General features: G+C 67.7%; 7 protein-coding genes. 3 read left to right on the top strand and 4 right to left on the bottom strand.

Annotated elements, in window-relative coordinates; translation table 11 throughout:
* Positions 1 to 85 precede the first annotated feature (85 nt).
* The 3 genes from AC5Y46_RS13535 to AC5Y46_RS13525 all read right to left on the bottom strand — a co-directional run bounded on the left by AC5Y46_RS13535 (position 86) and on the right by AC5Y46_RS13525 (position 5,236).
* Positions 86 to 580: an SRPBCC family protein gene (locus tag AC5Y46_RS13535; protein WP_499991607.1), complete on the bottom strand. Its 495-nt coding sequence runs from the start codon at positions 578 to 580 to the stop codon at positions 86 to 88.
* 34 nt (positions 581 to 614) lie between these two features.
* A complete protein-coding gene (locus AC5Y46_RS13530; RefSeq protein WP_499991605.1) occupies positions 615 to 2,423 on the bottom strand; it encodes a serine/threonine protein kinase PknE in 1,809 nt (602 codons plus the stop codon).
* A 170-nt stretch (positions 2,424 to 2,593) separates the two neighbouring features.
* Entirely contained in the window at positions 2,594 to 5,236 is a 2,643-nt protein-coding gene (locus tag AC5Y46_RS13525) for a PE family protein (protein ID WP_499991603.1), read from the bottom strand.
* Positions 5,237 to 5,497: 261 nt separating this feature from the next.
* On the opposite strand from AC5Y46_RS13525, the gene AC5Y46_RS13520 reads away from it, so the two are divergent.
* Positions 5,498 to 6,970, top strand: a complete 1,473-nt coding sequence (locus tag AC5Y46_RS13520) for a PPE family protein (RefSeq protein WP_499991601.1) — start codon at positions 5,498 to 5,500, stop codon at positions 6,968 to 6,970.
* Between the two features lie 99 nt (positions 6,971 to 7,069).
* Here the strand turns inward: AC5Y46_RS13520 and AC5Y46_RS13515 are convergent, their stop codons facing one another.
* A complete protein-coding gene (locus AC5Y46_RS13515) occupies positions 7,070 to 9,247 on the bottom strand; it encodes a glutamine synthetase III family protein (RefSeq protein WP_499942658.1) in 2,178 nt (725 codons plus the stop codon).
* A gap of 237 nt (positions 9,248 to 9,484) precedes the next feature.
* Between AC5Y46_RS13515 and AC5Y46_RS13510 the strand changes: the two genes are divergently transcribed.
* Positions 9,485 to 10,684, top strand: coding sequence for an APC family permease (locus AC5Y46_RS13510; RefSeq protein ID WP_499942879.1), 1,200 nt, complete (start codon positions 9,485 to 9,487; stop codon positions 10,682 to 10,684).
* A gap of 95 nt (positions 10,685 to 10,779) precedes the next feature.
* Positions 10,780 to 11,226 carry a pyridoxamine 5'-phosphate oxidase family protein gene (locus AC5Y46_RS13505; protein ID WP_499942659.1) on the top strand — a complete coding sequence of 149 codons (447 nt, stop codon included), beginning with the start codon at positions 10,780 to 10,782 and terminating at the stop codon, positions 11,224 to 11,226.
* Positions 11,227 to 11,255: the final 29 nt, after the last annotated feature.

Raw genomic sequence — 11,255 nt, 5'->3', positions numbered from 1 at the left:
GCCCGGTTCGCGGCGGGCTGCGAATGAGTAGTCCTACGCGTTCGGCGAAGACCCGGGTTGACCTGCGAGGACGCTGGCGCGGAGCTTACCTCGTGCCGCTATGGCGGGGATAGCCGCGGCGCACGGTTCGGTCCAGGATGCCCAGCGTCGCCCGCAGCGCGCCTTCGGAGATGACGGGGAAAATTCCCGCGTCGCGCCACTTCTGGTCGATGTCGGACCAGTCGTAGAACGAGGTGACCACGGTGCCGTCGGAGCCGGCCGGTTCCAGCCGGTACCCGTAGACGTGGCCGATCTGGGGCCGGATCTGACCCAGGATCGTCCACGCGATCAGCCGGTCCGGTTCGAATTCGCTGATCTCGACCGTGACGTCGTATTTCCCGAGTTGCGGAAAATCATTCAGCGACTCGCGATCCATATGGACCACGAAACTGTCGCCGACCGCTTGGACCGGTCCGCCATCGGCGTCCTGCAGCATGCCCGACGAGTCGATCGCCACGTGACCCTGGGGATCGCACAGCACCGCGAAGATGTCCGCCGCCGGAGCCGCGATGGTGCGTTGGATTTCGATTCGATCAGTCATTGGTCCTCGCAGTCAGGAGTTACGGGTCGAGACATCAGCCGGTCAGCTTCGTCAGCCAGTTCGGGTTCTGCAGGTCCACGCCCCCGCTGCCGTCCCAGACGAACGGGGTGCCGCTGGCATGGAAGCCGGCCAGGCTGGTGCTGGCGTTCGCGGCCTTGACCTGGGCGGTGCCCAGGTCGCTGCGTGACCGGATGCAGTTTGTGGTGGTGGTGTTCGCTCCGACGGTTTGGGCCAGGTTCGCCAGTTCGATGTCGGTGCGGTCGGACAGCGCGCCTTCCTGCGGCTGGAAGTCGCTGCCGAAAATGGCGTCGTAGAAACCGGTGTAGACCTTCGGATCATTCTGCGCTGCAACGCAATACGAGGCGGCGATGGCGCGCGTCGAGTAGTTCTTGGTATGCGACTGTTCGTCGAGGAAGTTGAGCAGGTGGTAGCGCACGGCGAGCTTCTTGCCGGCGACGGCGTTGTCGATGTCACCTGCGTAGGACCTGATGAAGGCCCCACACGGCGGGCAGATGGGTTCGTTGAAGATGTCGATCGTCGCGACCGCCGTCGAACTGCCGATGAAGACGCCGTCGTTGAGGACTTTGAGCTGGACCGCATCAGGCTCGACGGTGGGCGTGGCCGACGACTGGTAGGTCGGCTGCGGCGCTGATCGATTGGTGCCGGAGAAGCCGATGATCAGACCACCCGCGATGGCCACGACGACGGCGACCGCCAGCCCCGCCCATAGCCAGGGTTTGCGCAGCAATCCTGTTGGCCTGGAAGGAGGTTGACCCCACGCCGGCACGCCGGCGGTACCCGGCGGCCAGCCCTGGGTACCGCCCCACTGCGCCGGCACGGGCGCTATCGGACCTGACCCGGGCCCGGGTGGCGGTGTCCACCCCGGGCCCGGTGGCATCGACGGGTGTGCCTGCGGGGTGAAGCTGGGCGGCGGCGGCGCGCCGTACGCGGGCGGCAGCGATGCCACCTGGCTGCGCTCCAAGATGTCGCTGGCGCGGTCCTGGTCGGGCGTGGCGAGCGCCGCATAGGCGGCCGCCGACAAATCGCCGCAGGTGGGATAGCGGTCGGCGGGGTCCTTGGCCATTCCGCGGGCGATCACCTGGTCGAAGGCGCTCGGCACGCCGGGCCGGGCGACGCTGGGCCGCGGAATCGGCTGGTTGATGTGTGCGCCCATCACGCTGAGCTGGTCGCCGCGGTAGGGCGGGGAGCCGACCAGGCACTCGTGCAACACGCACGCCAATGCGTAGATGTCGGCCCGGTAGGTCACTTCGGCCTCGCTGAATCGCTCCGGAGCCATGTAGTAGAGAGTGCCCACGGTGCTGCCCAGCTGCGTCAACCGCTCGTCGGAGGTCGCGCTGGCGATCCCGAAATCGACGAGGTACGCGAAGTCGTCCTTGCTGATCAGGATGTTCTCCGGCTTGACGTCGCGGTGCGTCACCCCGGCCGCATGCGCGGCGTCGAGCGCCGATCCGATCTGGCGCACCACGGCCACCGCACGCGGTGGGGTGAGTGGTCCGTAACGCTTGAGAATGGCGGCGAGATCCTTGCCGTCGATCAGGCGCATGTCGACGTAGAGTTGCCCGTCGATTTCGCCGTAGTCGTGGATCGGCACCACGTGGGGTTCCTGCAGCCGTCCCGCGGTGCGGGCTTCGCGCTGCATGCGCTGACGGAACACCGGGTCCATCGACAGCGACTGCGACATCAGCTTCAGCGCGACGATCCGTTCTTTGACGGTGTCCTCGGCTTCGTAGACGTCGCCCATGCCGCCGCGACCCACCAGGCGTCGCAGTAGATACGGCCCGAACCGCGTTCCCTCCCGGGAACCCTCGGTACTGTCATCCATCGCCGACTCCTCACCCGCCTTCCGGGCAGCTGATCAACAGCGCCTTGGCCGATTGCCACTGTGGGGAAACGAACACACGGCGACAAGCCAGGCATAAGGCTAATGGTTTGGGTGATTGTAGGGTGCGGTTCGCAGTCGCATCAGGAGGCGCGAGTTCACCCACGGGCGGGTCAGGGAAGACCGTCGCGCCCGTCCTTACCCAGCAACACGCCACCCGTGCCGCCGGCCCCGCCCTGATATAACGGTGTGCCGCTGTTGCCGCCATTACCACCGACGCCGATCAGCACGGCGTTGCCGCCGTTGCCGGACAGCACCGTGTCGCCGCCCACCGAAGCTGCCACGCCGCTCTGACCGCCGGAGCCGCCGGCACCCCCGATGCCGATCAGGGCGCCGCCGCGGCCACCATGCCCACCGTCGCCCGCGCTGCCGCTCTGCAAGGTACCGCCGCTGGACCCACCGACTCCGCCGGCACCGCCGCAGCCGAACAGTGTCGAGTTGCCGCCGGTCCCGCCGTTGCCGCCGAACAAACCCTGGCCGCCGGAGCCGCCACTGCCGCCAGACATCAGCAGACCGGCATTGCCGCCGGTGCCGCCTGCGCCGCCGGTGCCGACTTGGCTGTAGCCGCCCGAACCGGCGGCTCCGCCGTTTCCGAACAGTGTTCCGCCGTTACCGCCGGCGCCACCGACTCCACCGTTGCCGGAATTCACGGTGAACCCGGAGCCGCCGGCACCCCCGGCGCCGCCCGCTCCGCCCGGTCCCCCGAGTAGGCCGGCATCACCTCCGGCCCCGCCGGCGCCTCCGTTGAGCAGACCGTTGCCGCCGGCTCCGCCGTCACCACCGCCGGCTCCGACCAGGCCGCCGAACAACCCGCCGGTTCCCCCACGTCCGCCCGTTCCAGCGGTGCCGTCTTCACTGAAACCACCGACGCCACCACCGCCGCCGGCACCGAAAAGCCCTCCCGCGCCGCCTCGTCCGCCGACCGCGGCAATCCCATCACCGACTGCCGTACCGCCGGTGCCGCCGGCGCCACCGTTGCCCAGGAACCATCCGCCGGTGCCGCCGGCACCGCCCGACCCGGCGGAACTGGTGGGGTCCACCAGCGAGAATTGACCGGAGCCACCGGATCCGCCGGTGCCGAAGAGACCCGCGGCACCGCCGGCGCCGCCGTTCTGGCCTGCGGTACCGGCCGAACCACCCGCGCCGCCGTCGCCCAATATCCAGCCGCCGGCGCCGCCTTCGGCTCCGGTCGCGTGCCCGCCGGGGGTGCCGTTGCCGATCAGCGGTCGTCCGGTCAGCAGGTGCGAAGGCACGTTGATCGCCTTGAGCACATTCTGTTGGAGGTTGTGCAGCGGCGAAGTGCTGGCCGCAGCGTTGAAACCATCCAGGCCGATCAACGCGCCGCCGACGCCGCCGACGCCCAGCGCGGTCCCGACACCAGCGTTGCCACCGTTGCCGATCAGCACGGCATTGCCACCGTTGCCGCCGGCTACCGGAATAGCTGTGCCGCCCAACCCGATTGAACCGCCTGCCCCGCCATTCCCAAGGAACAGGCCGCCCCGGCCACCGTTGCCGCCGCCTCCCCCGAGCAGCGATTCGGCATTGCCGCCGGCGCCGCCCACGCCGCCGTTGCCGATCAGGCCGGCATTGCCACCGGCTCCGCCTTTGCCGCCGCCGTCGTCGGCGAACCCACCCGTGCCGCCCGCTCCGCCGCCCGAGAAGAACAGCGCACCGTTGCCGCCGTTCCCACCGACTCCGCCCACACCACCGCTGCTGTATCCCCCGTCGCCGCCACCACCGCCGGCACCGAACAACAGTCCGGCATTGCCACCGTCGCCGCCCCTTCCGCCAGTCCCGCCCACCGAAAGCAGATGCGAACCGGCCCCGCCGTCACCACCCGAACCGCCTGAGCCCGAGACAAATCCGCCATCGCCGCCGGCCCCGCCCTGGCCTCCGGCGAAGAAACCGGCGCCCCCAGTGCCGCCGTTGCCGCCGGCGCCGCCGAGGAACCCGCTGAACACACCTCCGCGACCGCCGGCACCGCCCGCGCCGCCGGTGCCTCCAGCGGCGCCGGTGCCGCCGATGGCGTTCGGGCTCAACCCGCCGTTGCCGCCGTTTCCGCCGGCGCCCAGCAACCCGCCGTCGCCACCGGTCCCTCCGGCGCCACCACTGCCGGAGGTCGTCCCGCCGGTACCGCCGGTGCCACCCGCACCACCGTTACCGGCGAGCCATCCGCCGGCTCCCCCGTTGCCGCCCGCGCCGCCATTTCCCATGTAGTTCCCAGCCGTGCCTGCGCTTCCGCCTGCCCCGCCCGCTCCGCCGCTGCCCAAAAGTCCGGCGGCACCGCCGTTTCCGCCTTTCTGGCCGGGCGCCCCCGAACCGCCCGCGCCGCCGTCGCCCAGCAGCCAGCCGCCGGGGGCACCGTCGAGGCCGGATCCCGGTGCGGCATTGGCTCCGTTGCCGATCAATGGGCGCCCGGTCAGCGACTGGACCGGCGCATTGACGGCATCGATGACGACTTGCAATGGCGAGGCGTTAGCCACGTCTGCGGTGGCGTAAGCACTCGAACTGAGGACCAGCGCCCGGATAAAGCTGTCCTGGAACCCAGCCACCTGCGCGCTCAACGTTTGGTAGTTCTGCGCGTGGCCGTAGAACAACGCCGCGATTGCCGCTGATACCTCGTCCTCGGCCGCGGCCAGAAGCTGCGTAGTCCAGTGCGCCGCGGCCGCATCTGCCTGCGCCACCGTCGAGTTGAGAGTGGTCAACTGCTGGGCTGCAACGCCTAACAGGTCCGGAACCGCCACGACGAACGACATCACTGACCCCTTACCGACCCGACCGGAAGCGCATCTTCGCGGGGCCACCCTATCGCGGTGAGGTCACCGGATCAGAGCGAACGATCAGCATGCGAACAGTGGGTCTGCCCGGCGGTCGGGTCGGGGTTGTGCAATACTCGCGTGCAATAAGGTAAGGGTAGCCATACTTAAGGAGATCGGGACGCCTGCGTTGCTTCCTGGACGGACACCGATGACGCACGATATATCTGCTATCAGCCAACCCAATTCGGACCGGCCGCAATGATCGCTCCTGTCTGGATAGCCGCGCCACCCGAAGTGCACTCGGCCCTGCTGAGCAGCGGTCCGGGACCCGGATCTTTGTTGGCCGCCGCCGCGGCGTTGAACAGTCTCAGTGCCGAATACGCGGCGGTTGCGGCGGAGTTGTCCGCCCTGCTGGGCGGGGTGCAGGGAGGTTCCTGGGAAGGGCCGACCGCGGCGCGGTACGCCGCCGCACATGTGCCGTATCTGACTTGGTTGACCCAGACGAGCGCCAAAGCCGCCAGCGCTGCCGCGCAACACGAGGTGGCCGCCGGGGCCTATTCCGCTGCGCTGGCGGCGATGCCGACGCTGGCCGAACTGGCCGCCAACCACGTGGTGCACGGCGTCCTGGTGGCGACGAATTTCTTCGGGATCAACACGATCCCGATCGCGCTGAACGAGGCGGACTATGTCCGGATGTGGATTCAGGCAGCCTCCACAATGACTGTGTACGAAGCGATTTCGTCATCCGCGCTGGCGGCGGTGACACCCACCGAGCAGTCGCCACGCATTCTGGCCGCCGAGGCGGCACCCGCGGAACCCGCGACCACAGCGCCCGCCGACCCCATCGAAGAATTATTGTCCGGGTCCGAACACTTCACCAGCATGTACCGGGCGCTCAAAGGTCTGATCTCCGACCCGCTCGGCACCGTGGTGCAGTTGATCACCGACTTCGCCGCCAACCCCGCCGAAGCGGCGGTGACCTGGCTGCCGCTGTTCTACGTCTTTGCCTACGCGGCGGTTTTCGGGGTGATGGGGACACCGATGTACGCCGCCGCCGCGGGTCCGTTCGGCGTGATTCCGCTCGCGCTGGCGCTCTCGACCATCTCCGTGGTCGCCGAGGTTCCCGCCGAGCTGATCGCCGAGGTTCCCGCTGTCGCCGCCGACCAGCGGGTGATGCCGGTAGTCAGCGTCACGCCGACGGTGACCACCGCCGGTGCGGTGCCGGCACCAAGCAGCCTCCCGGCACAGGCTCCCGCGACGGCTACTGCGACCGCTCCCCCAGCTTCGGGCTTCCAAGGTTTCGCCTATCTGGTGGGCGGACCCGGCGCCGGCCCCACCCTGGGTCCGGCACTGCATAACAAGGTGACCGCGAGTGCACCGGCATCGGGGATCTCCGCGGCAAGCGCCGCATCGGCGGCCGCTGCTGCGCAGGCGAAGGCCCGTCGTCGTCGTCGTGGCGACGTCAAGAACCGCGGCTACCGTGACGAGTACCTCACCCTCGACAACACTGCGGACTGGACGCCGGAGGAACCTCCGGCCGACGAGTTGACGGCGTCCACCAGCGGTGCCGGACGACTTGGATTCACCGGCACCGCAACGAAATCCAGAGTCCGCGACGCGGCCGGATTGACCACCCTGGCCGCCGACTCCTTCAACAGCGCACCGACCGTGCCGATGATGCCGAGCACCTGGGCCACCGAATTGCCCGACGGGCAACCGCACGCCGACTGAGCCGCCCGGCCGCGCGTGCGTCGCCGGCCGGGGTCGCCGGGCGGGGGATCGCGAATCACCAGGTCCGCTGTTGCGGGCGACCCCCACACCCGACGACGGTCACAGGATGTAGAGCATCTCCTGATAGGTCGGCAACGGCCACAGGTCGTCGGCCACAACGCCTTCCAAGGCGTCGGCCGCGGAGCGGACCGCCTCCATCGCCGGCAGCAACTCCTGCTGGGCGTGCGTTGCCTCTTCTAGCGCCGATGTCGCCGCGTGGTCCGACAACGCCGACTTCAGCGTCGCCAACGCGGTGGTGAGATCAGCAAGGGGTGTCGAAACCGCTTCCAGCGCAGCGGTACTCGGTTCCAGACCGGCGGCTCTCAGCGTCGCGACATTCTGCGCGAGCTCGGTCTGGTAACGCACCGCTGCCGGCAGAATGACCGTCGTCCCCATCTCCAGCGCCAACTTCGCCTCGACCGCAATGGTCAGTGCGTACTGCTCCAGCCGGACCTCGTAGCGACTGCGCAGCTCACGTTCATTGAAAACGCCGTATTTCTCGAAGACCTCGATTGCTTCCGGTTTGATCAATTCCGGGATGGCGTCCAAGGTGGTCTTGAGGTTGGGGAGTCCGCGCTCGGCCGCCTCGATCTGCCAGTTCTCCGAGTACCCGTCGCCGTTGAACACCACGGCACCGTGTTCGGTGATGACGTCGGTCAGCAACGTCTGCACCGCGGCGTCGAAGTCCACCCCGTCGGCGACGGCCTGCTCCAGGATGGTGGCCAGGTAGTCGAACGAGTCGGCCATGATCGTGTTCAGGATGATCATCGGCACGGCGACGGTCTGCCCTGAGCCGGGTGCCCGGAACTCGAATCGGTTGCCGGTGAACGCAAATGGGCTGGTACGGTTGCGGTCGCCGGCGTCGGTGGGCAGGTGCGGCAGGGTGTCCACACCGATGATCATGGTGCCCTTGCCTTTTGACGACGTCGCGGCGCCCTTGGCGATCTGCTCGAAAACGTCGGCGAGTTGCTCGCCGAGGAAGATCGAAATGATCGCCGGTGGTGCCTCATTGGCGCCCAGCCGGTGGTCGTTGGTCGCCGAGGCGACCGAAAGTCGTAGCAGCCCGGCGAATTTGTGCACGGCCCGGATCACCGCCGCGCAGAACACCAGGAACTGGGCGTTCTCATGCGGTGTATCGCCGGGGACCAGTAGCGAGCCCAATTCGGAGTTGCCCACCGAGAAGTTGACGTGCTTGCCGGATCCGTTGACACCGGCAAAAGGCTTCTCGTGGAACAGACATTCCATGCCGTGCTTTTTGGCGATGGTCTTGAAGATCGTCATCAACAGTTGCTGGTGATCGGAGGCGATGTTGGCCCGCTCGAACATCGGCGCCACCTCGAACTGTCCGGGCGCAACCTCGTTGTGGCGGGTCTTGGCCGGAATGCCGAGTTTGAACAACTCCCGCTCGGTGTCCATCATGAAGCCCAGCACACGTTCGGGCACCGCCCCGAAGTAGTGGTCGTCGAACTCCTGGCCCTTGGGCGGCTTGGCACCGAAAACCGTCCGTCCGGCATTGATCAGGTCCGGACGGGCCAGGAAGAAGTGCCGATCGATCAGGAAGTACTCCTGCTCCGGGCCACAGAACGAGACCACCTTGTTCAGGTCGGTGTGACCGAACAGCGCCAGGATCCGTTCCGCGTGCACGCCCATGGCCTGCTGACTGCGCAGCAACGGTGTCTTGTAGTCCAGCGCTTCGCCGGTCATCGACACGAAAACGGTTGGGATGCAGAGTGTATTGCCGTTCGGGTTCTCCAGGATGTAGGCCGGGCTGGTGACGTCCCAGCCGGTGTAACCGCGCGCCTCGAACGTACTGCGCAGTCCGCCCGACGGGAAGCTGGACGCGTCCGGCTCGCCCTGGATGAGAGTCTTGCCGGCGAATTCGGCCAGCGTCTGGCCGTCGGAGACGGGTTCCAGGAAGCTGTCGTGCTTTTCGGCGGTGAACCCCGTCATCGGGTAGAACACGTGCGCGTAGTGGGTGGCGCCGTGTTCCAGTGCCCAGTCCTTCATTGCTACCGCGACGGTGTCGGCGACGGCCGGGTCGAGTTTGGCGCCCTTCTCGATGGTCGCCATGATGGACTTGTACACCGACTTGGGCAGCCGTGCCTGCATCTCTGCCTTGGTGAAGACATTCGAGCCGAAAATTTCACCCGGGGTCTCGCCGGCCACGAAACTGACTGCCGGAGGGATGTATGCCTCGACGTTGTTGATCGCCTGCAGGCGGACCGCGTTTCCGCTCATTGAGTTCCTATCGATGCTCGATCGGGCCCGTGGCTCAAGGCGCCACGGGCGCTAGACCGCCCCACCGTAGGAGGATTCGATGGCGATCCTGTTACACCCACGTCAACGCTGCGAGGCGTTGATTGCGTCCGTAGCGTTGGCGACGTGACGAGCGGTGACCTGCCCGGCCGCGGCGCGGGTGATGCGTTGCGGCGCAGTCTGGGTGTCGGCGATGCGGCGGTGATCGGACTGGGTTCGATGCTCGGCGCGGGAATCTTTGCCGCACTGCCGCCCGCGGCGCACGCCGCCGGCGCGGGGCTGATGGTCGGGCTGGCGGTGGCCGCGGTGGTGGCCTATTGCAACGCGACATCGTCGTCGCGCCTGGCGGCCCTGTACCCCGCTTCGGGTGGCACCTACGTCTACGGGGGCCGGCGCCTGGGCGAGTTCTGGGGATACCTTGCCGGATGGGGTTTCGTGGCCGGCAAGACCGCATCGTGTGCGGCGATGGCGTTGACCGTCGGATGGTATGTGTGGCCACAGCACGCCCATGCGGTCGCGGTCTGTGCTGTGGCCGGTTTGGTCGTGGTCGACTGTCTAGGTGCGCAGAAATCGATGTGGCTGACCCGGGGCATCGTCGGCGCGGTGCTGCTGGTGCTCGCTGGGGTGGTGCTGTCGGTGCTGCTCGGCGGGACCGGCGAGGTTGCGAATCTTGCTCTAGCTGAGAGCCTTTCACCCGGCGGGGTGCTGCAGTCGGCGGGTCTGCTGTTCTTCGCATTCGCCGGCTACGCCCGTATCGCGACGTTGGGTGAGGAGGTGCGCAACCCGGCTCGCGCCATCCCGCGAGCGATTGCGATCGCATTGGCGATCACCTTGGCGGTCTATGCCGCCGTAGCTGTCGCCGTGTTGACGGCGCTGGGGCCGAAACGGCTGGCTGCGGCATCGGCTCCGTTGGCGGAGGCGGTGCGGGTGACCGGCGCCTCGTGGTGGGTGCCCGTGGTCGGAGTCGGCGCGGCACTGGCCGCCCTCGGTTCATTGCTGACGCTGCTGATGGGTGTTTCGCGCACGACATTGGCGATGGCTCGCGATCGACATCTGCCGCATCAGCTTGCCGTCGTGCACCCGCGATTCGGAGTGCCGGCGCGCGCGATGGTCACTGTCGGCGTGGTCGCTGCGATCCTCGCGGCCACCCTCGATCTACGTGGCGCCATTGGATTCTCGTCGTTTGCGGTCCTGGTCTACTACGCGATCACCAACGCGTCAGCGCTCACGCTGCGGGTGGACGAAGGGCGTCCGCCGCGGGTCATACCGGTGGTGGGATTCATCGGTTGCGGAGTGCTCGCGTTCGCCTTGCCGGCTGCCTCGGCGGTCACCGGCATCGCGGTACTTGCGCTGGGCGTCATTGTGTTCTGGGTGCGCCGTGCCTCGACACGGAAGACCGGAGACACGACGAGCCCATGACGTCGCAACCTGCCGGTTGACCGACACCTTTCGTCCCGTCGGAAAAGGACTTTCGCCAGGTGTGCGGGAGCGGTGTCGTCCCATAGCCTGACGGCATGACGCATCGAATCCACGACGACAGCGGTGGCGCCATCCTTTCGGCGAAAGAATGCTGGGATCTGCTGGCGGGTGCGACGCTGGGGCGACTGGTCACGGCCGCGGACGGTCGGCTCGAGATCTTCCCGGTCAACTACGCCGTCCAACGCAAGACCATCCTGTTTCGCACCGCCGGCGGCACCAAGCTGGTGAGCACCGCCATCAACAACCACGTGGTCTTCGAGGTCGACGACCACAATGTTGCAGAGGGTTGGAGTGTGATCGTCCGGGGCACCGCGCGTTCGGTCCGCAGCGATGAGGAAATTGCGGAAGCCGAACGTGCGCAGGTGCTGCCGTGGACGGGGTCTGTCAAATCGCACTATGTGCGGGTGATTCCGGAGATCGTCACCGGCCGCCGGTTCCAGTTCAGTCCGGCCGCACAGCAGCAGATTCTCGCCAACGGGTAGTCCGAGTACGGTGTCTCGGGCAATGGCGT

Source organism: Mycobacterium sp. NGS59, from assembly GCF_059812345.1.
The sequence above is the reverse complement of the archived record's forward strand: the minus strand, read 5'-3'. Positions and strand labels throughout refer to the sequence as shown.